This is a genomic window from Spiroplasma poulsonii, assembly GCF_009866525.1.
In the GTDB taxonomy this organism is placed as follows: domain Bacteria; phylum Bacillota_I; class Bacilli_A; order Mycoplasmatales; family Mycoplasmataceae; genus Spiroplasma; species Spiroplasma poulsonii.
In genome coordinates, this window is record NZ_CM020866.1 from 896,970 (window position 1) to 920,171 (window position 23,202).

The window sequence follows — 23,202 nt, forward strand, 5'->3', positions numbered from 1 at the left end:
ATGAAAAAGTTATTATCATATTTAGGAACAATTTCATTATTAACAATGTCAGCGGGCTCAGTTGTTGCTTGTACCGATCATGAACCTATTAATTCAAGTGTTCAACATTCACAAACTAGTTTATTAGCTTTAAATAGCCAAATTGCTAAAATTGCTTATATTAGTAATGAAAATAAGTATGATCTTAATTATTTAATAGACTTCTTGCGATACCCTTTTTTATTAAAATATTATTATAAAATATAATTTATGAGGACATAAAAATATGAACAATAATAAATTTAATACTCTTAATGATAGAGAATGGTTAAGATTAACAGGAATAAAAAAATCCACTTTTAATAAAATGTTAGATATTTTAAAAGTTGCTGAAATAGAAAAATTTAAAAAAGGTGGTAAAACTAATAAATTATCATTAGAAAATAGATTATTGATGACTTTATTATATTGACGAGAATATCAGACTTATTTTCATCTTGGTAAAAGTTTTGATATTAGTGAGGCTAATTGTTATCGTAATATTAAGTGAATTGAAGATATTTTAATTAAAAACTCTGATTTTCAACAACTTGCTGGTAAAAAAGCACTAATAAATGATTATTTTAATGATAAAACTATTATTATTGATGCTACCGAAACTCCAATCCAACGCCCAAAAAAAGACAAAAACAATCTTATTCTGGTAAAAAGAAAAAACACACGATCAAAACACAAGTAATTATCGAACAAGAAACCAAAAAAATTATTGCAACAAGTTTTTCGCTCGGAAAAAAACATGATTATGCTTTATTTAAAGAATCAAAAATCCCAATTTTAAAAAATACCAAATTAATAGTTGATAGTGGTTATCAAGGAATACAAAAAAATCACAATAATGTTCTAATACCTACAAAGAAAACAAAGAAAAACCCTTTAAACAAAGAACAAAAGCAATATAATAGACTAGTTTCAAAAATGAGAATTATTATTGAAAATATTTTTGTTATTCTTAAAAAATTTAAAATTATTACAGAAAAATATCGTAATCGAAGAAAAAGATTTGGTTTAAGATTTAATTTAATTGCCTCAATTTATAATTTACAATTATTATATTTAACATAAAATATTTATTTAAAATTAAATAATTTAAATAATAAATTAATTTTTCGTTGTGGAAAAATATTAAATTTTTAAATAAAAAACATAATTAATTAAAATTATATTTTTCTATTAGTATCTTTTTTACAAATATTTGCAATTTTTTAACAAGTAATGCAAGAAGTCTAATGAATAATTTTGTTCAACCAATGTATTTAAAAGATTTACCACAACAACCTGATAAAAATGAAAATCTGCATGATTACAATCGTTATACTGAATTATTTAATCGTTATTATGATGAAAGTTACTTAAAACATGATTTAACTACTAATTTAGTTTTAACAAACACTGTTAAACCAGAAACGGCAAATAGTACGATTAATCAAATTGCAACAATGGGTTCAACAGCGTTAGATATGATTGCAAACCAAGGATTAGCTGGTGTCTTATCATTTGTTGCTGACGGAAATTTATTATCAGAGTTTTTATCACCAACAATCTTAAGATTTGCTAATGATTTATTAAATCAAAATACATTACTTGCTTTTCGTGATGCTTTTGATGATTCAATTTATAAAAATATGAGTTATCAAGAAGTTTTAACTTCCGGGGTAATTGGTCTTGTTAATGCCGTTAATGAATTGACTGGTCAAAGCCAACGTTTTGATTATAAAGATAAAGCAAATCTGCAAGGAGATGCTAAAAATTATCTTGATGCAATGCATCAATTTGGAACAACAATTGTTGATGTCATGAATAACAAAATCGCTTTTAAATTTAATATTTTGAATAATTTAACAGCAATTAATGAAGTTATTCGTTTTGTTCGGATTATTTTAACTTATCTTGATCAATTTGATGCGACAAAAAGTTCAACTTGAGCAGAAATTAATACTGTTCGTACAACAACTTATAAGTTAAATTCAAAACTTGATTTTAAAAAAATGGTTAATGATTTATCAGTTCGGTTAACTAGTACGAATGGTGAAGGAATCCGTAGTTTAATTGCAATTTTATTTCAAAGTTCGGAACATCATCAAATTAAGGCAAATCCTTTAGCTAATCTTGGTTTTTTATCAAAAGAAGATTTAACGCCAGTCGGATTGTCAGCTCTTGGAAAAGTTTTTATTAATAAATATATGCCTCTTGAAATATTAGGATCAATTAAGATTTATCTTGGCAATGTGGTATGAGACTTGATAAACACCATTTCAGCAAAAGAGACATTAGATGATATGGTTGCATTTTTAAGTAACCAGTTAATAGCTGGCCAGCTTCCAGAAAATATTAAACCAGTGATTGATAAAATCAAAGCGGATCCTGCTGCAATTAACGATTTATTTGCAGCATTATATCAAGGTGATCTTTTGGGTGATGTTTTAAAAATTATATTACCAGACTCACCATTAGCAAAGATTAAAAATCTAGAAACAATGTTAAATAAACCATTAAAAAACTGAATCCCAGCAAATCAGTTTACAAATATTATTGGTGAAAAAAGTATCGTTGATGTTGTAGGAGATTTAAAACAAGCAATTACCAAACCAACATTTGTTAATGCGTAAGATGTTTATCAATTATTTGATAGTTTTCTAACACCAACAACTAATAACTCGTATCTGTTACAAGATGCATTGTTAAATCCGGATGATTTTTTTGCTATTCTAGGATTTAAAAATAATGTAATTGTTGATAAATCCCCGTTATCTTATTTAAAAAGTATTTTAGAAAATATGATGGGTATTGAAGGCGGGTTTAAAACAATCAATAAATATATTACTGATTTTAATGTTACCCAACAAAAATTAGCAGCAACAATGCAACAAACTTTTAATGCTTTACAAGTCGGGGTCGGTTCACAAACAGTTGATAATGTTTTTGAATATAAAATTAATGATAAGGTTATTAAAATTGTTGTTGAATTACAACATAATAAATATCTTATTAATGAAATTACAATCCATTAAACAATTTGAAAAGTTATTCTTTCAAGGAAAAGAATAACTTTTTTATTTAATCTTGGTATAATGATAAAAGAAAGAAGTAAGGGTTTTTAATAATGGCTAAAACAATTTTTGGAAAAAAAAAGAATCGTAATTTATTATTAAATTATTTTAAACCATCAATTTATGTTCAAAATGTTAACAAGATTAATCTTGAATCATTAAAAAAACATGGGATTAAGGTTTTTATTTGTGATTTAGATAATACTTTAATCCCATTTTATCGTGGCATTCCAAATGCAGATAATCTAAATTTAATTCAAAAGGTGCAGGACTTAGGAATGACATTTGTCCTAGTTTCAAATAATGCCCGTAAACGAGTGGAACGATTTGCATTAAAAGCAGGAATTAAACATTATTATTGAAATGCTAAAAAACCATTATTAAAATACTTTCGTATTATTTCACGGCAATTTAATGTTAATCCCCATGAAATGATTATGGTTGGTGACCAATTAATTACTGATGTTTTATTTGCAAACCGTGCTCATATGGAAAGTATTTTGGTGGTTCCTGTAACTGGTGTTGATGAGTCAAATCGTTTTATACGGTTATTAGAAAGTGTTGTTTACAAAAGATTAGCACAAAAAAATATTTTACATAAGGGATTCTTTGATGAAGGAGAATATGGGTTAGACTATGACATCTTATAAGCACTGCCAAGGTTGTGGTGTTACTTTACAAAACACCAAGCAAAACAAAATTGGTTATGTTGAAAATTTAACACAAGATTATTGTTATCGTTGTTTTCGCTTAACACATTATAATGAATTAATTGATTATGATTTAAATGAGAATTCCTTTTTAGCAAATCTTAGTAATAATTATGGTTTAGGATACCATTATTTTTATGTTTTGGATGCTTATGATTTAGATGGTTCACGAAACTTACCATTAGAGCAAATCTTACAAAATAATAAAGTGACAATAATTATTAATAAAGTTGATTTAGTTCAAAAGTTAATTAATAATAACAAAATTCTTACTTTTGTTGAAGAACTTTTTATTAATTCAGCGTTGTTTGCAAAGATTGAAAACATTATTTTAGTTAGTGCTTTAAAAAATTATGCATTAGATGAATTATATCGCTATATAAAACATCAAACTGAAGATATTGTTTTTGTTGGTAGTTCAAATACCGGAAAGAGTACTTTGTTAAATAGTTTAATTAAGTTAACAAATTATCAACAAAAAATAACAGTTTCCAATAATGTTTCAACAACCCTTGGCAATATTGAAGTTAAGTTGGGAACTAAGCATAAAATTTATGATAGCCCAGGAGTTGTTAATAACCATACCATTATTTCTTATTTAGATCATAATGACAAAAAAATGATTACTAATAAATTGCTTAAACCAATTACATTTCAATTAGAGTCTGAACAAACAATTTTTTATGAAGGGCTAGCAAGTTTTTCTTTTGTAAAAGGATTAAAAACAAGTTTTCACTTTTATAAAAATAATAATATAATGTTACATCGAACAAAACTAACAAATAAAGATTATTATTTTAAGCACCACTTAATGCAAGCTTCGCTAAGATTAAAAGATTATAATCCTTGAAAAGAACAAACAATCATTATTGCAGAACCAGGAGATTATTCTTTATTTATTGCCGGATTAGGGTGAATTACTTTTAAAGGAAGCCCAGGACAAGAACTAATGGTTGGAACAAATGAAAACATTAAAATTAATTTACGAAAACGGTTCATTTAGTTTTATACTTAAAAGTAGATAGTTAGAAAGGAAGAAGGTTATATGAATCTTTTTAAAAAATATCCTTATGTTATTAACGATTTAGATGGAACAATAACCGGTGAAGGTTATGTAATTAATGAAGAAACTTATGAAGCCTTACAAACGTATCAGTTAGTGAGTGACTATCATTTGTTGTTAGCATCGGGACGGTTAGATTTAATGGCAAAAGAATATTTTGCAAAGTTAAAAATTAAGACATCAATTATTTCTTGTAATGGTGCTTTAATTCGAGATCCCGTTAGTAATGAAGTTTTATACCAGCAAACCTTACCGCAAGATTTAGCGATTGAAATTATTACATTAGCATTAGAACATGATGTTGATCATATTGTTTATACTGCAAGTATGATTTATGGTCATCCTCATTCAAAACGAATTGCATTAATGATAAAATATAATGAACAATTAGGTGATAATAATTATCAAATTCCATTAGATATTGAAACAAATTATTTAGCATTATTAAAAAATAATAATATTCAAGTCTTAAAAATTTTATTTCCATTTAACTCAACAGCTGAATTAGAGCGTGTCCAGTTTATTAATGAACCATTTAAAGATCAAGTTGAAGGGGTCTTTTCACAAAAAGACTTGTTTGATATTCAAGCGTTAGATATTGACAAAGGAAATGTTTTTAAAAAATTATGTGAATTAAAAGGGTATAATCCACAGCAGTTTATTTTTTATGGCGATAATTTTAATGACGTTGAACTTGCAAAAAGTGTTGGTTATTCTGTCGCAATGGGGAATAGTGTTTTAGAACTAAAAAAAATTGCTAATGCAACAACTACTTCTGTTTTTGATAATGGTGTTCGTGAACATATCTTTTTACCGAAGTATTATCAAAAGAACAAATTGCTGAGTTTTTACCACAAGTTAAAAATGTTTTTGAATAAACATTTTTTTATGAGTATAACTTTGTTTTCAAAATTACCTTTGATATAAAAAATAGGTCTCTGTAAAGACCTATTTTTTATATCAAAGGTAATTTTTTATAAAACATGAATCAGTGTTATTTTTTAATACACTTCAACTTTATCAATTTGTAAATTTGATCAAACGTGATATACAGCTAAGAGAGAAAAAGTATATGACGTTATTTGCATTTTTAAGTATTCTCCTTCAAGTCATAAGTTTTTAATATATAACACTGCTTTTTGTTCTACATAAAAAATAGGCATAAAGATACAATAGGCATAATTTACTAGCGATAAATGATTTTGATCAGAATATCAATCTTCATTAATGTCTTTTGTCTTAAATTTAATATTTTTTTTGTATTAGATATTGTTGTACCTTGACCACCAGCAGCAGAAGTAATATTATTAATTTTAATATATTAATATTTTGTTCTAAATTCTTGTCAATTGTTAGCATAATCTGATCATTTAATTAATGGATGGGTTAAGATAAATTGGACAACAATAATGTGGAGTAAGGATTATAATTAAATTAATAAATGGAGGTGTAATTATGGCAAAGAATCATTATACCGATGAATTTAAACAACAAATTGTTAGTCTTTATAAAACAGGTAAAACAGCAAAACAATTGTCCAGTGACTATCAGGTCGGTAAATCAACAGTTTGAAAATGAATTCATGAATTCAATAATTCTGGTTCATTTAAAGCAAAAGATAATCGAAGCCCAGAAGAAAATGAACTAATTCATCTAAGAAAAGAAATTAAACAATTACGAATGGAAAATGATATTTTAAAGCAAGCCACACTGATAATAGGCAAAAAATAGTAATTATTAAAAACAACAAAGAAAAATATGCAATTATTAATTTATGCAAAACACTAAAAGTTCCTAGATCAACGTTTTATTATCAATTGAAATCAAATAATCCTAAATCAAACCATACTATTGATAATGCTGTTATCAGTATTTTCTTAAAAAGTCGTAAAAATTATGGCACAAGAAAAATTAAAGTTATGTTAGCACAACAAAATATTTTATTATCACGAATAAAAATTAGTAAAATAATGCAAAGATATAACTTAATTTCCAATTATACAAAACTTAAATATAAACATCAAAGTAACAAAAACGCTATATACAAATATCATAATTTGTTAAATCAAGAATTTAATAATTATAAACTACATGAAGTTGTTGTCAGTGATTTAACACAAGTTGCTATCAATAGCAAATGATATTATGTGTGCTTTCTAATTGATTTATTTAATCGTGAAGTTATTGGTTATGATGTTAGTTCTCATAAAGATGCCAAATTAGTTGAAAATACTTTTAAAAAGCTTAGTTTTTCTTTAGATAATATTAAAATATTTCATACTGATCAAGGCAGCGAATTTAATAACAATATCATTTACAATCTTTTAACTAAAAACAATGTTGCAAAATCTTATAGTAAACCAGGCTGTCCTTATGATAATGCTGTTTCTGAATCAACCTATAAAATTTTAAAAACAGAATTAATTAAAAACAGAAAATTTAAAAATATTGAACAATTTAAATTAGAATTATTTGACTATGTTAATTGATACAATAATGTACGAATTCACAGCAAATTAAATTATTTAACACCAATTGAATATAAAAATCTTTACTCTAAATAAAATTTGTCCAAAAAACCCTTGCCATTCCACCGTTATTATCTAATTCGATTGCGATGATTGGAAAAGCTAAACCATCAAATTTGTCAATTTGTCCATATTCATGTTTTAAATAAACACCATTGTTTGTCCCAAGATAAGTATCACCAGCTTGCAAACGTCCACCACGGGTAGTTTCAGTTAAAACTTTTTTAGGATTTAAATTATTAGCTTCATCATTTGAACATAATCTATTAAATTTACTAACTAATTTATTAATACCATTACTATTATCTGAATCAGAGTTTGAATCTGGTTTATTTTCTTCTTTTTTAATAGTTTTTGTTTCAGTATTATTTAGAGTAAATTCAACGATAACTCTGCCATAATATCTATTGCTATTTTGATTACTGCTAATTATTGCTAAATTATGTGTAATATCATGAAGAGTTACTTCATCTAAATTTATATCAGTGTTTAGCAATATTACTCTTTCTAAAATTGTTTCTGGTAAGTTATCAGATAATTCCCCTAAGTGGGTATTTGGTACAAGAAGACTTAATTTTTTGAGTGGGCGGGGTGGGGGAACGTTATTTTGTTTATTTCGTTGACTTTTAGGTAAAACTGTTGCATAAATTGGTTCCTTGTTTTGATCTTTATCATCTTCTGATGTTATTTCTGGATTTGGAATAGTGGGTAAGGGGTTTTGACATCCCAAACTTGGATTGTCATTATAAAATACTGAAGTGCTTAAATTATAAATTGTAAAATAAACGTCAATAAAATTTGTTGTACTATCAGTATATTCGTCTCAAATTATTCTAGCAATGTTTTCCCTAACATTGATTATTCTTAAACTGTTTTTTTTAATATTTTTATTTAATTTATATATTCGTTTTAAAATTGTTTCTGGTCGTTATCGGATAATTCACCTAATATTCACTTGTATACTGTAAAACTAAACGATAAAAAGTTATAATTATATTAACATATTAATTATGAAATACAATAGACTTCTTGCGATACCCTTTTTTATTAAAATATTATTATAAAATATAATTTATGAGGACATAAAAATATGAACAATAATAAATTTAATACTCTTAATGATAGAGAATGGTTAAAATTAACAGGAATAAAAAAATCCACTTTTAATAAAATGTTAGATATTTTAAAAGTTGCTGAAATAGAAAAATTTAAAAAAGGTGGTAAAACTAATAAATTATCATTAGAAAATAGATTATTGATGACTTTATTATATTGACGAGAATATCAGACTTATTTTCATCTTGGTAAAAGTTTTGATATTAGTGAGGCTAATTGTTATCGTAATATTAAGTTAATTGAAGATATTTTAATTAAAAACTCTGATTTTCAACAACTTGCTGGTAAAAAAGCACTAATAAATGATTATTTTAATGATAAAACTATTATTATTGATGCTACCGAAACTCCAATCCAACGCCCAAAAAAAGACAAAAACAATCTTATTCTGGTAAAAAGAAAAAACACACGATCAAAACACAAGTAATTATCGAACAAGAAACCAAAAAAATTATTGCAACAAGTTTTTCGCTCGGAAAAAAACATGATTATGCTTTATTAGACTTCTTGCGATACCCTTTTTTATTAAAATATTATTATAAAATATAATTTATGAGGACATAAAAATATGAACAATAATAAATTTAATACTCTTAATGATAGAGAATGGTTAAGATTAACAGGAATAAAAAAATTCACTTTTAATAAAATGTTAGATATTTTAAAAGTTGCTGAAATAGAAAAATTTAAAAAAGGTGGTAAAACTAATAAATTATCATTAGAAAATAGATTATTGATGACTTTATTATATTGACGAGAATATCAGACTTATTTTCATCTTGGTAAAAGTTTTGATATTAGTGAGGCTAATTGTTATCGTAATATTAAGTGAATTGAAGATATTTTAATTAAAAACTCTGATTTTCAACAACTTGCTGGTAAAAAAGCACTAATAAATGATTATTTTAATGATAAAACTATTATTATTGATGCTACCGAAACTCCAATCCAACGCCCAAAAAAAGACAAAAACAATCTTATTCTGGTAAAAAGAAAAAACACACGATCAAAACACAAGTAATTATCGAACAAGAAACCAAAAAAATTATTGCAACAAGTTTTTCGCTCGGAAAAAAACATGATTATGCTTTATTTAAAGAATCAAAAATCCCAATTTTAAAAAATACCAAATTAATAGTTGATAGTGGTTATCAAGGAATACAAAAAAATCACAATAATGTTCTAATACCTACAAAGAAAACAAAGAAAAACCCTTTAAACAAAGAACAAAAGCAATATAATAGACTAGTTTCAAAAATGAGAATTATTATTGAAAATATTTTTGCTATTCTTAAAAAATTTAAAATTATTACAGAAAAATATCGTAATCGAAGAAAAAGATTTGGTTTAAGATTTAATTTAATTGCCTCAATTTATAATTTACAATTATTATATTTAACATAAAATATTTATTTAAAATTAAATAATTTAAATAATAAATTAATTTTTCGTTGTGGAAAAATATTAAATTTTTAAATAAAAAACATAATTAATTAAAATTATATTTTTCTATTAGTATCTTTTTTACAAATATTTGCAATTTTTTAACAAGTAATGCAAGAAGTCTAATATTAAAAAAATGAATTTATCTACACCTGGTCGTGAAGACGAAGCCGCTATGATTGCAAAATCATTAGGAAAAAGTGTTGAAAAACACGCGAAGAAAAAAGCATTGCAAGAACAACAAACAGCAAACGGTACAGTTGCAACAACAAGTGGCAATGTTAATGTTCTTTTACAAACCAATGGGGGAGTGTTGCAAATAAACGGGTATTATTTAATTTATTTAAAAACAAGAAACTTTTTTCTTTTATAAAAAAATAATAACACAAAAAAAATAAAAATACAAATAATAATTTCATATTTTTACACACTAAAAAATATTTTAAAAACTAAGATTATATTATTTTAAATTAACTAAAATTAAATTTCATAATTTTTAAATCTAAAATTTTTTTAAATGTTGAAAACGAAAATGTTTTATTCCCATATCCTAAACAAGATTTTACAACTCTTGAAACATCGCTTTCAGCAGATACGCCAATATTTCACTCTTTATTTTGATTTAAAATACCATTTTTTAAATTAATAAAATACCTTAATTTAATTCTTTCATTCTGTAATGATTTTAAAAAAGTTATAAATTCGTCGTATTTTCCTTGTAAAAATAACTCTTTTGCGTGTAAATAATTTTTAAAGGATTCTTTACTACGATTACCACAATATATATTATTCTTTAATTCTCTTATTGCATGAAATCTATCAAATATAAACATACCATCTAAAATTTTAGCAGTTTTTTTAATTCATTTAGCACTATCTCCACCAATAATTAATTTAATATTTTCATAATTTTTAAAAAATTTCTGAATTTGTTTTTTAATAAAGAACGCATTAAATTCTGCACCCCGAGTTTTCTTATTAAGAAAAAAATAACAATATTTTTTATTTAAAGATTTATTATTTTCTTTTACAGTATTAAATGAAATTATTCTAACAGTTTGCAAATAAGATTTATTATTTTTATTTTTTAAAGTTACATATGCATCATCTAAATTAATATATAAATTTTTACAATTTTTCAAATCTATTTTTTTATCTTTTCTTTTTATTAATGCTTTTCGTAAAATACGCGAAACAGACGAACAATGTAATTTGCAATTAAACATATCTAATATATCACTATATCTTTTATTTTTTACTATTTCAACAGTTATTTTTAGTTTTAAATTATTAATTATTCTTTGCCATTTTTTAACTCCAAATTGTTTATCAACAAGAGGAACATATTTTCACTTACCCTTATAAAAATATTTGTAAATTCTTCGCTTATAAATCAATATTCCAAATTCTGTTTTAATTTTTCTAGTTTTTATTTCTTTTACAAAATATTTTGTTTTATCTCGTTTTTTAAAAATTATATTATCAATTCTTTCTATTTTTTCTATTAACTGATTTAAAGCATTTTCATAAATATTTACGCTAAATTTATTAAAATTAAACATTTTATTATTTCCTTTCGTTGTTAAATTAAAATTATTAATTAATATATTTCATAAATTTACACCTACTTTAAAAAATGTATAGTATAATTAAAAAAATTATAGCATTTCACAGAAAGGAATAAAAATATGAAAAAATGACTAAGTATTTTAGGAACAATCGGATTAACTACAGCAAGTACAACAACATTAATTAGTTGTGAAAAACCAAATAACAATGAAAACGGGGGGGGGTAATAAACCAGAACCTAATAAACCACAACAACCGCCAGTTGGAAGTAAATGAAAGTTTATTCCTAGCGGTACAGAAGTAGAAGAAGATAATAAAGAATATATAGTAATTTATGGAGATCAAGTACAAAAATGAAGAATTATTAAAACAAATGCAAAAGACATTAATCATAGATGAATGTGAAGTACACATGCTAAAATTTATTGTTGAGATGGTTTAAATGAACTTGAAATACCAGAAATTAATAAAGATACAGGACTAATAATTGATTGAAAAGAATAAAAGGACCTATAAGTCCTTTTTTAAATTAATCGTACAAATTTCATAAATATAATTAATAAGAATATATTTGTTATTGTGTTATATAATGCTGGACTAAATTTTCACACCTCGAATGTTTGATTAAAAAAACTATATATTGTTTGAAATATTTTACCAACACCACTTGCTAATTCATTAACTTGTTTTACACCAGGGATATTATTAACAACTCAAATTGCAGAATTTCTGATATAACACGATAATTCATATCATTTACAACTTTCAGGTTGTGCTTGTCATCATTGCCCATCAGGAAATAATCCATCTTTATTTATTTCTTGTCAGTTATAAATTCCAAAATTAAAATCATAATAACGGTACATATCATTTTCTTTTTGGGCTTGTAATTCAAAAACATTATAACCGATTTTTTGTTATTCAATTTTTTTATATTTTAAACCATATTTATCTTTTAAAGTCCCTTCAAAAATATAACCCTCATTTTGATTAATATTATAATCATTTGCAACTGAAAAATCGTAATTAAATACATTACCATAGTTTGTATTATAAAACCGATTTTTAAATGCTGAATACAATTTAATATCCAACTGATTATATTTATCTGAAAAATAAAAATATCGTGGGTAAATTTTAAAACCATTATTTGCTAATAAACCATATTTTTTATTATAACCTTGCACATAAGTATTATTTTCTAAATCAAAAATGGTACGTAAATAATCTTTATAAAAGTTTTGCGAAATCGTGAACATACTATTTAATAACTTTTCAAATTGACTTTTATTAGTATTATTTTCTTCAATTAATACATCTCTAAAATTAACTAATTTTAAGCCAAAAAAATTAATTAAAACAGTATCATATTGTAAATTATCAATATAACCACTTTCAATAAAATTACTACGATTTTGAAAAACAGGTACCAAAGCATAGGCAAAAAAGGCTTTTAAAAATTTATTAATATCAATTTGACCTTTCATCTGTTCAAAAACATTTTTACCAGTATTGGGAGAATTACCTTGATTATAATTATATGTTTCAGCACTAAAATTAAAAATATTATCTTTATCTTTCATAAAAGTAAACAAAAAACCTAAATCATCAGTATACCGATAACTATTTGCATTATTACCATCCCAATATTGTTTAAAATGTGTTAATTCTAAACTACCTGCAACAATATTTTGGATGGGTTAAGATAAATTGGACAACAATAATGTGGAGTAAGGATTATAATTAAATTAATAAATGGAGGTGTAATTATGGCAAAGAATCATTATACCGATGAATTTAAACAACAAATTGTTAGTCTTTATAAAACAGGTAAAACAGGTAAAACAGGTAAAACAGCAAAACAATTGTCCAGTGACTATCAGGTCGGTAAATCAACAGTTTGAAAATGAATTCATGAATTCAATAATTCTGGTTCATTTAAAGCAAAAGATAATCGAAGCCCAGAAGAAAATGAACTAATTCATCTAAGAAAAGAAATTAAACAATTACGAATGGAAAATGATATTTTAAAGCAAGCCACACTGATAATACGCAAAAAATAGTAATTATTAAAAACAACAAAGAAAAATATGCAATTACTAATTTATGCAAAACACTAAAAGTTCCTAGATCAACGTTTTATTATCAATTGAAATCAAATAATCCTAAATCAAACCATACTATTGATAATGCTGTTATCAGTATTTTCTTAAAAAGTCGTAAAAATTATGGCACAAGAAAAATTAAAGTTATGTTAGCACAACAAAATATTTTATTATCACGAATAAAAATTAGTAAAATAATGCAAAGATATAACTTAATTTCCAATTATACAAAACTTAAATATAAACATCAAAGTAACAAAAACGCTATATACAAATATCATAATTTGTTAAATCAAGAATTTAATAATTATAAACTACATGAAGTTGTTGTCAGTGATTTAACACAAGTTGCTATCAATAGCAAATGATATTATGTGTGCTTTCTAATTGATTTATTTAATCGTGAAGTTATTGGTTATGATGTTAGTTCTCATAAAGATGCCAAATTAGTTGAAAATACTTTTAAAAAGCTTAGTTTTTCTTTAGATAATATTAAAATATTTCATACTGATCAAGGCAGCGAATTTAATAACAATATCATTTACAATCTTTTAGCTAAAAACAATGTTGCAAAATCTTATAGTAAACCAGGCTGTCCTTATGATAATGCTGTTTCTGAATCAACCTATAAAATTTTAAAAACAGAATTAATTAAAAACAGAAAATTTAAAAATATTGAACAATTTAAATTAGAATTATTTGACTATGTTAATTGATACAATAATGTACGAATTCACAGCAAATTAAATTATTTAACACCAATTGAATATAAAAATCTTTACTCTACATAAAATTTGTCCAAAAAACCCTTGCCATTCCACTAAAAAAATATTTTTCATAATAGACTCAATATTATGAATAATAAACAATATAAATTTATCCACCATAGAAAATATAGTTAAAATTATATGTATAATAGAAATTTTTATAATTCCAACATTAACAATAATAATAAACTTTATTAAAAAATAAATTTGTAAACAGTGTATAGTGTAAAAATAAACAATAAAATTATTTAATAAAATCACATATAAAAACTAGTGTGCCACAGCTAAGATATATGAATTAAAATCCTTTAACCATAACACGGAAAAAGTTTAAAATCTTAATGATAACAAAAATACCAAATGGAATTAAAATAATTCACGCATCACCTAAAAAGGTCATTAATTGTGGTAATACAGCATAAATTGCTTCTTTAACTTTCATCATTGCTTGTCCTAATCCACTTCAAATAGAACCCATTCCATCTGAAATAGTAGGTTTATCACCAACTGCTAAAAAATTAATTACTGTTGTTAAATACATACCTAACATTATTTCTTATCCTCCTTATTTTCAATTTCTTTTTTATATTTTTTCTTTCCTCGAATTTGGCGAATTTTTTGATAAATTGATAAACCAATTCACGCAAAAATACCTAATATAATAACAACACTAAAAATTGTCGTTAATCAAACTGGCATAATATATCTCCTTTCAATAAATTAAAAAATTGAAATTTGCAAACTCGCTCCGCTCGTTGTCGCTTTGCTCCATTAAAAAACATTATTGAATAAATTATCCGCTAATAAATTACGCGGAATAATTTATTCTTTACTTTTTAATTTCAATATCATTTGCAATCTTATTGACAGTATTAATAACATTATCTTTACCATATTTTTTCACTAACGACCGCAAAATAAAATATTGCTTTGTTTGAATAATTCCAACTCCTTAAAATTTTTAAAAAATAATAACTTTAATATTAATAATTTCTATATATAAAAGAAAAAACAAGATTATATCTTGTTTTTAACTAAAATCCGTATCTTTGCAACACTCCCACCAATGTTGCTAATAAACGAATTGACATTCAAAAAGATCCAGACGGACCATTAAAATTAGCACAAGTTATTTATGATGCAATTGGCCATGACAATTTAGTTAAAGTTGACAACTGTATGACCAGATTACGATTAACCGTTGAAGACAACACTAAAATTAATCAACAACCAATTAAAGAGGCTGGGGTCGCCGGAATGGTTTTAGTTTCAAAAACAAAAGGAATTCAAATCATTATTGGCTTAAATGTTGAAGCGGTTGCAACAAAACTATCAGAAATTTCTGGTAAATAACTTTAATTTAATATTTCTTAAGAAAAATGTTTATCTTTGATAAACATTTTTTAGTTCCAAGCAAAAAAACAAAGGATTATCATCCCTTAATTTTAGTTTTTTAAGATATAATAAACTTATCTTTATAACAAAATGTTTTAAATTAGTTCTAACCGTTAACCGCGGAATCATAATATCAACTTAACAATCATCACTAAAATAAAATGTAATAATATTTTAATTATAATTCCGTTTTTTATTTATCAAAAATTATTAATTTTGGTAGGGTGGTAGGGTTGTTAAGAAGAGAGGCCTTAGGTTATGAAAAAACTATTAAGTGCTTTAGGCGTAATAACAATCTTGGGTAGTAGTATTCCAAATGTTATTGCTAATGATTGCTACCATAAAACAGTAGCACAAAATAAAAGAAGTATTAAATTATGAATTATTCGTAGAATTCAAGAAACCAATTGGTTTTGTGTTTCAACTAGTATGCAAATGATTTTTGGATATTTTAATATTACCCGAAGGCAAACAGTAATTTATAATGATTTAAATAGTGTTGGTGAAAACGGATTAGTTATTAACCAAAATTTAGTTAACTATTTAAATAAGAATATTCGACCCGTAAATCAAACCATCAATTATGGTCTTGTGCAAATGCCTGCTAATTTTGGACATACTAGCGCTGAACAATTGTTATTTGAAAATTATGTATATCAATCATTATTTAACAATTACCTCGTTCTCTTTGGTTATACTGATCAGAACGATGGCCATGCCATTCTGATTACAGGAATTAATATTAACGAAAATAACCCTGGCGAAACACAATATACTTATCTTGATCCAACAGATGGGGCCCAAATGACATTTTTAGGTCGTGAAATTAGTAATTATATTCATATTGATGGCGAACTAGTTGGTTTTGGTGCAGAACCTGACTTTCAGAAAGATGTGTTAAAAGTTGTTGTTGAAAATGAAGAAATTGATAAAAATGACATTAATGATAATGAAAATCATGAAGTAATACGAATGCAATTAGATTTAACCGCAACAACCGGGGCAACAAAAACTGGCCAAATCCATGATACATATCAAAAACTAACATTAAATGAATTTAATGGCGAGATATATTTATTTACTCGAAAAAAATCTGTTACTGATTTTTCGGTTAATTTTAACCACCTCCCTAATAATGCTGACAAATGAGTTAGTCCAATTATTGAAATTGAAAGAGCAATTGAGGAAATTGGTGGTGCTCATATTGATGGTCACATTTCAGTGCAAGTAATATTTTCGCATTCTAGGATAAATCATTTAATTTTAACTTTAATAATTTATGTTGGTGGGCAAAGTTGATCAACAAGGAATTGACCACACATTTGATTTATGACTGGCCAAATTTTAAGTTTTTATAAAAAATAAGAAAAAGGCAAGGAGAAAACAGAATGAAACTACCAGTTGTTTTATCAAAGAAAATCTTGTTACAAAACAAAATAAGATTGCAATTAACATCCAACCAATTGAAAAATACAATAAAAATTTAGCAAGTGAAGGTGAGGAAATTAAATGATTAATTTCAACAAAATGAATGGATTTAACTGCTTATACTGGCATAAAATCATTAGCTGTCTTTAAATATCTTTACAAAGCTGTTGAATTACCTAATTTATCTGCCGGAATTGGAATGTTTACGCATGCAAAAGGTAAACATAGTTTACAATAGACTTCTTGCGATACCCTTTTTTATTAAAATATTATTATAAAATATAATTTATGAGGACATAAAAATATGAACAATAATAAATTTAATACTCTTAATGATAGAGAATGGTTAAGATTAACAGGAATAAAAAAATCCACTTTTAATAAAATGTTAGATATTTTAAAAGTTGCTGAAATAGAAAAATTTAAAAAAGGTGGTAAAACTAATAAATTATCATTAGAAAATAGATTATTGATGACTTTATTATATTGACGAGAATATCAGACTTATTTTCATCTTGGTAAAAGTTTTGATATTAGTGAGGCTAATTGTTATCGTAATATTAAGTGAATTGAAGATATTTTAATTAAAAACTCTGATTTTCAACAACTTGCTGGTAAAAAAGCACTAATAAATGATTATTTTAATGATAAAACCATTATTATTGATGCTACCGAAACTCCAATCCAACGCCCAAAAAAAGACAAAAACAATCTTATTCTGGTAAAAAGAAAAAACACACGATCAAAACACAAGTAATTATCGAACAAGAAACCAAAAAAATTATTGCAACAAGTTTTTCGCTCGGAAAAAAACATGATTATGCTTTATTTAAAGAATCAAAAATCCCAATTTTAAAAAATACCAAATTAATAGTTGATAGTGGTTATCAAGGAATACAAAAAAATCACAATAATGTTCTAATACCTACAAAGAAAACAAAGAAAAACCCTTTAAACAAAGAACAAAAGCAATATAATAGACTAGTTTCAAAAATGAGAATTATTATTGAAAATATTTTTGCTATTCTTAAAAAATTTAAAATTATTACAGAAAAATATCGTAATCGAAGAAAAAGATTTGGTTTAAGATTTAATTTAATTGCCTCAATTTATAATTTACAATTATTATATTTAACATAAAATATTTATTTAAAATTAAATAATTTAAATAATAAATTAATTTTTCGTTGTGGAAAAATATTAAATTTTTAAATAAAAAACATAATTAATTAAAATTATATTTTTCTATTAGTATCTTTTTTACAAATATTTGCAATTTTTTAACAAGTAATGCAAGAAGTCTATTATATGCTTGAATTGGGGGAAAAGTTGAAACAATGACAAACAAAAAATTAAAACATTTAATGATGCGAATTCATTTTTATGGTTCTGGAAATTATGCTGCCACTGGTAGTAGACCATGAGGGAGAATAGTTTCTGGTGATATCTTAAACATTATATGATGATAAAAAAATAAAAGTTGAAGTTAACTTCAACTTTTATTTTCGGTTTTTTTGATAATTATAAACTGATGTTAAAACACAACTTTGTGGTGCGTATCTGGTTAATGCTTTAACCATCTTATTCACACTTCCTGTGATAATGTAATTTTTTCGTTTTGTTTTTAAACCACGCATTAAACTTTTTCGAGCATATGTTGCTGTTTTCATTACTTTTACTGTTGAATGATATTTTGCCTCTTTTTGATTACTGCTTCGATTTCAAAAATCTGTTTTCAACGGACCTGGACACAAGGTAATTACCCGAACAGGGGATTTTGTTTTCTTTAACTCAGTATTAATTGCAACCCCTAAACTTCAGACATAAGCTTTTGAAGCATAATAACTGGCAAAAACAGGAGCAGGAGTAAAGGCTGCTAAACTACCAATATTTAACACACGACCCTTATTTTGATCAATAAAACGCTGCACAAATAATTTTGTTAAAATATGTAACGCCTTGATGTTTAAATCAACCATATTCATTTCTTGTTCTAGACTTGATTCATTAAAATAACCTCATACCCCATAACCAGCATTATTAATTAACAACGTAACATTTTCTGCTTTTACATCAGCAAAAAACTGATAAGGATTATCTAAATTACTTAAATCATAATTTATCATTTTGATTCCTTGGTCGGGGTACTTTTCATGCAAAATAGCAAGAGATGTTGTATCACGAGCAACAGCAATAACATTATAACCAAGTTTTAATAACTCTTCACAATAACAATATCCCAAACCTTTACTAGCTCCTGTTACAACCGCTCATTCTGAATTATTTATTATTTTTTTAGCCATTTTGATTTTGGTCACTTTCTAATTTTGGTTTTTTAATCACGGTCATATCAAATAATGCTTTTCGATTTAAGTAAATGTAATTTCCAGATGCTAATAATGATAAAACTGTTGCTAAATACATTGGAATCATAATAATTTGATTTACTCACCCAAATTCATCTCATTGTCCCGTTTTTAAACTTTGCCCACCAAACATACGAAAACCAATAAAGAATAAGATTATCATTCCAAACATTTCAACTGCTGCTCGAACACGCCCTAATTGATTAGCTGCCATTATTACTTTTTGTGACGCTAAAATTTGACGAACAACATCAATTACAAAGTCACGAGCAATTAAAACCACTGTCATTCAAACAGGAATAATATTTGCACAAGCAAAAACAATTAAAACAGTATTTGTTAATAATTTATCGGCAATTGAATCAAAAAACTTTCCAAAAGTAGTAACTTGATTATAACGACGAGCAACATAACCATCTAATAAATCAGTTAAACTAGCAACAATAAATAATATTCCAGCAATTAAATAACTAGTTGGTAACGAATAGGTCACATTAGGTCCATTAATTGTTAACCATTGGTCTCAACTATGATATAGTGATGTTCCTGGAAACGGAACAATTCCCATGAGCACAATAATAATTGGCATTAAAAAAATTCGAATTAATGTAATACGATTAGCTCAATTCATTTTAAGTCCTCTTTTCTAACGATATTCTTTCTCTGACAATTTAATATTACTTACATATTATATTATATTATATAAATGTATAATATTAAAGAAAGTTTTTGAGGTGAACAATGAAAATGACACAAAAATTAATTCAATTATTACAACAAAAACAATTAACAATCGCAGCATATGAATCAATAACGGGTGGTCTTTTTAGTCATCTGTTAACAAATATTCCTAATGCTAGTCAAGTTTTCCTAGGAAGTATTGTTACTTATACCAATGATGTTAAAGTTAACATTGGTCATGTCTCAGCAGCGATTATCACTCAATATGGGGTTGTATCAAAACAAACCGCAGAAGCAATGGCAATTGCTTGTCAAAACCAATTTAACAGCGATCTTGCTGTTAGTTTTACTGGTAATGCTGGTCCTGGTAAATTAGAACAATTACCAATTGGAACCATCTTTGCCACAATTGTCTATCAAAATCAACCAACGACAGTTGAATTATCATTAAATCCAACTTGACCACGAGAAAAAATAAAACTTATTGCCGCTGAAACAATTATTAACCATCTTTTACAAATTATTTTAAAATAAAAAAGGAATCATTAATTAAAATAGATAAAACTAAGTAGGAAGGAGCGTTACAAATGGAAGAAGATAATAAAACAAATTCTGATAATACCAAGACTATTGATCAAGATGAAATCTTACAAAATGTAATGAAAGAAATTGAAAAAGCATATGGTAAAGGTGCCATTATGAAATTGGGAGATAAAAGTAACTTAACCATTGAAGCAATTTCAACAGGTAGTTTATTACTTGATGAAGCAATTGGTGTTGGTGGATATCCAAAAGGACGAATTATTGAGATTTTTGGACCAGAATCATCTGGAAAAACAACATTATCATTACATGCCATTGCTGAAACACAAAAAGGGGGGGAAGAGGGGCTTTTATTGATGCCGAACATGCTTTAGATCCAAATTATGCAAAAAAATTAGGTGTTAACATTGATGAATTAATTATTGCCCAACCTGATTCTGGTGAACAAGCATTAGATATTCTAGAAACCCTTGTTAAATCAAATGCAATTGATTTAGTTGTGATTGATTCAGTTGCAGCATTAGTCCCAAAAGTAGAATTAGATGGGGAAATGAGTGATGTTACCATTGGGGCACAAGCTCGTCTAATGAGTAAAGCGTTACGAAAATTAAATGGTGTAATTAATAAAACAAATTCCATTGTTATTTTTATTAATCAAATTCGTGAAAAGATTGGCGTTTTCTTTGGAAGTCCCGAAACAACAGCCGGTGGTCGTGCCTTACGATTTTATGCTTCCGTTCGCTTAGATGTTCGCCGAACAGAAACGTTAACTACCGCTGGAATCGCCACTGCGAATAAAGTCAAAATTAAAGTTGTAAAAAATAAAGTTTCACCACCCTTTAAAACAGCAATCGTTGATATTAACTATAATGAAGGAATTGATAAATATTATGAATTAATTGATTTAGCAGTGAAATATGATATTTTAGAAAAAACAGGAGTATGATATGCTTATCAAAATAATAAATTAGGACAAGGTCGCGAACAAGTAAAAGAATATCTTAAAATGAATCCACCTGTTTTTGATGAAATTTATCACCAAATTATAAATAATTTTACAATTAAAACTGAACAAAATTAGATAATAACATATTTTTCAAATAAACAATTGTATTTTTAATAAAAATATTAATAAATTTGGAATGGCAAGGGTTTTTTGGACAAATTTTATGTAGAGTAAAGATTTTTATATTCAATTGGTGTTAAATAATTTAATTTGCTGTGAATTCGTACATTATTGTATCAATTAACATAGTCAAATAATTCTAATTTAAATTGTTCAATATTTTTAAATTTTCTGTTTTTAATTAATTCTGTTTTTAAAATTTTATAGGTTGATTCAGAAACGGCATTATCATAAGGACAGCCTGGTTTACTATAAGATTTTGCAACATTGTTTTTAGTTAAAAGATTGTAAATGATATTGTTATTAAATTCGCTGCCTTGATCAGTATGAAATATTTTAATATTATCTAAAGAAAAACTAAGCTTTTTAAAAGTATTTTCAACTAATTTGGCATCTTTATGAGAATTAACATCATAACCAATAACTTCACGATTAAATAAATCAATTAGAAAGCACACATAATATCATTTGCTATTGATAGCAACTTGTGTTAAATCACTGACAACAACTTCATGTAGTTTATAATTATTAAATTCTTGATTTAACAAATTATGATATTTGTATGTAGCGTTTTTGTTACTTTGATGTTTATATTTAAGTTTTGTATAATTGGAAATTAAGTTATATCTTTGCATTATTTTACTAATTTTTATTCGTGATAATAAAATATTTTGTTGTGCTAACATAACTTTAATTTTTCTTGTGCCATAATTTTTACGACTTTTTAAGAAAATACTGATAACAGCATTATCAATAGTATAGTTTGATTTAGGATTATTTGATTTCAATTGATAATAAAACGTTGATCTAGGAACTTTTAGTGTTTTGCATAAATTAGTAATTGCATATTTTTCTTTGTTGTTTTTAATAATTACTATTTTTTGCCTATTATCAGTGTGGCTTGCTTTAAAATATAATTTTCCATTCGTAATTGTTTAATTTCTTTTCTTATCTGAATTAGTTCATTTTCTTCTGGGCTTCGATTATCTTTTGCTTTAAATGAACCAGAATTATTGAATTTATGAATTCATTTTCAAACTGTTGATTTACCGACCTGATAGTCACTGGACAATTGTTTTGCTGTTTTACCTGTTTTATAAAGACTAACAATTTGTTGTTTAAATTCATCGGTATAATGATTCTTTGCCATAATTACACCTCCATTTATTAATTTAATTATAATCCTTACTCCACATTATTGTTGTCCAATTTATTTTAACCCATCCAAAGATGGAGATATACCTTTAAAAAGACGAAGATATGTTAAATATGATGA

At 25.5% G+C, this 23,202-nt stretch carries 34 protein-coding genes and 2 pseudogenes; 27 read left to right on the top strand and 9 right to left on the bottom strand.

Going from position 1 to position 23,202, the window contains the following annotated elements; genetic code table 4:
• From MSROBK_RS05010 to MSROBK_RS05055, 10 genes are all read left to right on the top strand, one after another.
• Positions 1–246, top strand: a complete 246-nt coding sequence (locus tag MSROBK_RS05010) for a lipoprotein (RefSeq protein WP_040093475.1) — start codon at positions 1–3, stop codon at positions 244–246.
• Positions 247–265: 19 nt separating this feature from the next.
• A complete protein-coding gene (locus MSROBK_RS13440; protein WP_040092446.1) occupies positions 266–718 on the top strand; it encodes an IS5 family transposase in 453 nt (150 codons plus the stop codon).
• Positions 703–1,101 carry a transposase family protein gene (locus MSROBK_RS13445; RefSeq protein WP_416375038.1) on the top strand — a complete coding sequence of 133 codons (399 nt, stop codon included), beginning with the start codon at positions 703–705 and terminating at the stop codon, positions 1,099–1,101. The genes MSROBK_RS13440 and MSROBK_RS13445 overlap by 16 nt, the downstream gene beginning before the upstream one ends.
• Before the next feature lie 164 nt (positions 1,102–1,265).
• Positions 1,266–2,645, top strand: a complete 1,380-nt coding sequence (locus MSROBK_RS05020; RefSeq protein WP_052443491.1) for a hypothetical protein — start codon at positions 1,266–1,268, stop codon at positions 2,643–2,645.
• A gap of 69 nt (positions 2,646–2,714) precedes the next feature.
• Positions 2,715–3,047, top strand: coding sequence for a hypothetical protein (locus MSROBK_RS05025; RefSeq protein WP_052443492.1), 333 nt, complete (start codon positions 2,715–2,717; stop codon positions 3,045–3,047).
• 92 nt (positions 3,048–3,139) lie between these two features.
• On the top strand, positions 3,140–3,736 hold the full coding sequence (locus MSROBK_RS05030) for a YqeG family HAD IIIA-type phosphatase (protein WP_040093476.1): 597 nt from the start codon (positions 3,140–3,142) through the stop codon (positions 3,734–3,736).
• Positions 3,723–4,799, top strand: a complete 1,077-nt coding sequence (gene yqeH, locus MSROBK_RS05035) for a ribosome biogenesis GTPase YqeH (protein ID WP_040093477.1) — start codon at positions 3,723–3,725, stop codon at positions 4,797–4,799. Before MSROBK_RS05030 ends, yqeH begins: the two co-directional genes overlap by 14 nt.
• Positions 4,800–4,841: 42 nt before the next feature.
• Positions 4,842–5,786, top strand: a complete 945-nt coding sequence (locus MSROBK_RS05040; protein ID WP_227991465.1) for a Cof-type HAD-IIB family hydrolase — start codon at positions 4,842–4,844, stop codon at positions 5,784–5,786.
• Between the two features lie 528 nt (positions 5,787–6,314).
• Entirely contained in the window at positions 6,315–6,590 is a 276-nt protein-coding gene (locus MSROBK_RS05050; RefSeq protein WP_040093310.1) for an IS3 family transposase, read from the top strand.
• A gap of 35 nt (positions 6,591–6,625) precedes the next feature.
• Positions 6,626–7,423 carry an IS3 family transposase gene (locus MSROBK_RS05055; RefSeq protein ID WP_242441483.1) on the top strand — a complete coding sequence of 266 codons (798 nt, stop codon included), beginning with the start codon at positions 6,626–6,628 and terminating at the stop codon, positions 7,421–7,423.
• Here the strand turns inward: MSROBK_RS05055 and MSROBK_RS05060 are convergent.
• The gene (locus tag MSROBK_RS05060) at positions 7,416–8,117 is read right to left on the bottom strand and encodes a hypothetical protein (protein ID WP_227991466.1); all 702 of its coding nucleotides are present in this window, start codon (positions 8,115–8,117) and stop codon (positions 7,416–7,418) included. The genes MSROBK_RS05055 and MSROBK_RS05060 overlap by 8 nt on opposite strands.
• Positions 8,118–8,477: 360 nt before the next feature.
• On the opposite strand from MSROBK_RS05060, the gene MSROBK_RS12115 reads away from it, so the two are divergent.
• From MSROBK_RS12115 to MSROBK_RS05080, 5 genes are all read left to right on the top strand, one after another.
• On the top strand, positions 8,478–8,930 hold the full coding sequence (locus MSROBK_RS12115) for a transposase family protein (protein WP_040093480.1): 453 nt from the start codon (positions 8,478–8,480) through the stop codon (positions 8,928–8,930).
• Positions 8,915–9,052, top strand: a complete 138-nt coding sequence (locus MSROBK_RS12365) for a hypothetical protein (protein ID WP_369123224.1) — start codon at positions 8,915–8,917, stop codon at positions 9,050–9,052. Before MSROBK_RS12115 ends, MSROBK_RS12365 begins: the two co-directional genes overlap by 16 nt.
• A 19-nt stretch (positions 9,053–9,071) precedes the next feature.
• The gene (locus MSROBK_RS13450; protein ID WP_040092647.1) at positions 9,072–9,524 is read left to right on the top strand and encodes an IS5 family transposase; all 453 of its coding nucleotides are present in this window, start codon (positions 9,072–9,074) and stop codon (positions 9,522–9,524) included.
• Positions 9,509–9,907: a transposase family protein gene (locus MSROBK_RS13455; protein WP_242441474.1), complete on the top strand. Its 399-nt coding sequence runs from the start codon at positions 9,509–9,511 to the stop codon at positions 9,905–9,907. Before MSROBK_RS13450 ends, MSROBK_RS13455 begins: the two co-directional genes overlap by 16 nt.
• A gap of 175 nt (positions 9,908–10,082) precedes the next feature.
• The gene (locus tag MSROBK_RS05080; protein ID WP_040093482.1) at positions 10,083–10,319 is read left to right on the top strand and encodes a hypothetical protein; all 237 of its coding nucleotides are present in this window, start codon (positions 10,083–10,085) and stop codon (positions 10,317–10,319) included.
• A 97-nt stretch (positions 10,320–10,416) separates the two neighbouring features.
• Here MSROBK_RS05080 and MSROBK_RS05085 read toward each other — a convergent pair whose 3' ends face one another.
• Positions 10,417–11,508 carry an Mbov_0401 family ICE element transposase-like protein gene (locus MSROBK_RS05085; protein ID WP_040093483.1) on the bottom strand — a complete coding sequence of 364 codons (1,092 nt, stop codon included), beginning with the start codon at positions 11,506–11,508 and terminating at the stop codon, positions 10,417–10,419.
• A gap of 126 nt (positions 11,509–11,634) precedes the next feature.
• Here MSROBK_RS05085 and MSROBK_RS05090 point away from each other — a divergent pair, with 126 nt between their 5' ends.
• Together MSROBK_RS05090 and MSROBK_RS05095 are read left to right on the top strand one after the other, a co-directional pair.
• Positions 11,635–11,742: a lipoprotein gene (locus MSROBK_RS05090; protein ID WP_157944234.1), complete on the top strand. Its 108-nt coding sequence runs from the start codon at positions 11,635–11,637 to the stop codon at positions 11,740–11,742.
• The gene (locus MSROBK_RS05095) at positions 11,723–12,019 is read left to right on the top strand and encodes a hypothetical protein (RefSeq protein WP_040093484.1); all 297 of its coding nucleotides are present in this window, start codon (positions 11,723–11,725) and stop codon (positions 12,017–12,019) included. The genes MSROBK_RS05090 and MSROBK_RS05095 overlap by 20 nt, the downstream gene beginning before the upstream one ends.
• 20 nt (positions 12,020–12,039) lie before the next feature.
• On the opposite strand, the pseudogene MSROBK_RS05100 reads toward MSROBK_RS05095, so the two are convergent.
• A pseudogene (locus MSROBK_RS05100) lies at positions 12,040–13,209 on the bottom strand (spiroplasma phage ORF1-like family protein); the annotation flags it as partial.
• 75 nt (positions 13,210–13,284) lie between these two features.
• Between MSROBK_RS05100 and MSROBK_RS05105 the strand changes: the two are divergent.
• Together MSROBK_RS05105 and MSROBK_RS05110 are read left to right on the top strand one after the other, a co-directional pair.
• Positions 13,285–13,578, top strand: coding sequence for a transposase (locus MSROBK_RS05105; RefSeq protein WP_040093486.1), 294 nt, complete (start codon positions 13,285–13,287; stop codon positions 13,576–13,578).
• A 32-nt stretch (positions 13,579–13,610) separates the two neighbouring features.
• Positions 13,611–14,411 (top strand): IS3 family transposase, encoded by an 801-nt coding sequence (locus tag MSROBK_RS05110; protein WP_242441467.1) that lies wholly within the window; start codon positions 13,611–13,613, stop codon positions 14,409–14,411.
• A 274-nt stretch (positions 14,412–14,685) separates the two neighbouring features.
• Here the strand turns inward: MSROBK_RS05110 and MSROBK_RS05115 are convergent, their stop codons facing one another.
• Both MSROBK_RS05115 and MSROBK_RS05120 read right to left on the bottom strand, forming a co-directional pair.
• Positions 14,686–14,937 (bottom strand): hypothetical protein, encoded by a 252-nt coding sequence (locus MSROBK_RS05115; protein ID WP_040093487.1) that lies wholly within the window; start codon positions 14,935–14,937, stop codon positions 14,686–14,688.
• A complete protein-coding gene (locus MSROBK_RS05120; RefSeq protein ID WP_084218001.1) occupies positions 14,937–15,086 on the bottom strand; it encodes a hypothetical protein in 150 nt (49 codons plus the stop codon). The genes MSROBK_RS05115 and MSROBK_RS05120 overlap by 1 nt, the downstream gene beginning before the upstream one ends.
• A gap of 444 nt (positions 15,087–15,530) precedes the next feature.
• Here MSROBK_RS05120 and MSROBK_RS05125 point away from each other — a divergent pair, with 444 nt between their 5' ends.
• From MSROBK_RS05125 to MSROBK_RS12125, 6 genes are all read left to right on the top strand, one after another.
• Complete coding sequence (locus MSROBK_RS05125; RefSeq protein ID WP_227991531.1) at positions 15,531–15,740, top strand: PTS sugar transporter subunit IIB; 210 nt, start codon at positions 15,531–15,533, stop codon at positions 15,738–15,740.
• A gap of 300 nt (positions 15,741–16,040) precedes the next feature.
• The gene (locus tag MSROBK_RS05130; protein ID WP_040093489.1) at positions 16,041–17,147 is read left to right on the top strand and encodes a papain-like cysteine protease family protein; all 1,107 of its coding nucleotides are present in this window, start codon (positions 16,041–16,043) and stop codon (positions 17,145–17,147) included.
• A 166-nt stretch (positions 17,148–17,313) separates the two neighbouring features.
• Positions 17,314–17,448 carry a hypothetical protein gene (locus MSROBK_RS12120; RefSeq protein WP_258267066.1) on the top strand — a complete coding sequence of 45 codons (135 nt, stop codon included), beginning with the start codon at positions 17,314–17,316 and terminating at the stop codon, positions 17,446–17,448.
• A gap of 66 nt (positions 17,449–17,514) precedes the next feature.
• The gene (locus tag MSROBK_RS13460) at positions 17,515–17,967 is read left to right on the top strand and encodes an IS5 family transposase (RefSeq protein ID WP_040092446.1); all 453 of its coding nucleotides are present in this window, start codon (positions 17,515–17,517) and stop codon (positions 17,965–17,967) included.
• Positions 17,952–18,350: a transposase family protein gene (locus tag MSROBK_RS13465; RefSeq protein WP_242441474.1), complete on the top strand. Its 399-nt coding sequence runs from the start codon at positions 17,952–17,954 to the stop codon at positions 18,348–18,350. The genes MSROBK_RS13460 and MSROBK_RS13465 overlap by 16 nt, the downstream gene beginning before the upstream one ends.
• Positions 18,351–18,547: 197 nt before the next feature.
• Positions 18,548–18,679: a hypothetical protein gene (locus tag MSROBK_RS12125; RefSeq protein ID WP_258267067.1), complete on the top strand. Its 132-nt coding sequence runs from the start codon at positions 18,548–18,550 to the stop codon at positions 18,677–18,679.
• 30 nt (positions 18,680–18,709) lie between these two features.
• Here MSROBK_RS12125 and MSROBK_RS05140 read toward each other — a convergent pair whose 3' ends face one another.
• Positions 18,710–19,513: an SDR family NAD(P)-dependent oxidoreductase gene (locus MSROBK_RS05140; RefSeq protein ID WP_040093490.1), complete on the bottom strand. Its 804-nt coding sequence runs from the start codon at positions 19,511–19,513 to the stop codon at positions 18,710–18,712.
• On the bottom strand, positions 19,506–20,207 hold the full coding sequence (pgsA, locus tag MSROBK_RS05145) for a CDP-diacylglycerol--glycerol-3-phosphate 3-phosphatidyltransferase (RefSeq protein WP_040093492.1): 702 nt from the start codon (positions 20,205–20,207) through the stop codon (positions 19,506–19,508). Before pgsA ends, MSROBK_RS05140 begins: the two co-directional genes overlap by 8 nt.
• A gap of 116 nt (positions 20,208–20,323) precedes the next feature.
• On the opposite strand from pgsA, the gene MSROBK_RS05150 reads away from it, so the two are divergent.
• On the top strand, positions 20,324–20,791 hold the full coding sequence (locus tag MSROBK_RS05150; protein ID WP_040093571.1) for a CinA family protein: 468 nt from the start codon (positions 20,324–20,326) through the stop codon (positions 20,789–20,791).
• 53 nt (positions 20,792–20,844) lie between these two features.
• Positions 20,845–21,881 (top strand): annotated as a pseudogene (recA, locus tag MSROBK_RS05155) (recombinase RecA).
• A gap of 86 nt (positions 21,882–21,967) precedes the next feature.
• Here the strand turns inward: recA and MSROBK_RS05160 are convergent.
• Positions 21,968–22,858 carry an IS3 family transposase gene (locus MSROBK_RS05160; RefSeq protein WP_206780848.1) on the bottom strand — a complete coding sequence of 297 codons (891 nt, stop codon included), beginning with the start codon at positions 22,856–22,858 and terminating at the stop codon, positions 21,968–21,970.
• Positions 22,801–23,076 carry a transposase gene (locus MSROBK_RS05165; RefSeq protein ID WP_040093495.1) on the bottom strand — a complete coding sequence of 92 codons (276 nt, stop codon included), beginning with the start codon at positions 23,074–23,076 and terminating at the stop codon, positions 22,801–22,803. The genes MSROBK_RS05160 and MSROBK_RS05165 overlap by 58 nt, the downstream gene beginning before the upstream one ends.
• Positions 23,077–23,202 lie beyond the last annotated feature (126 nt).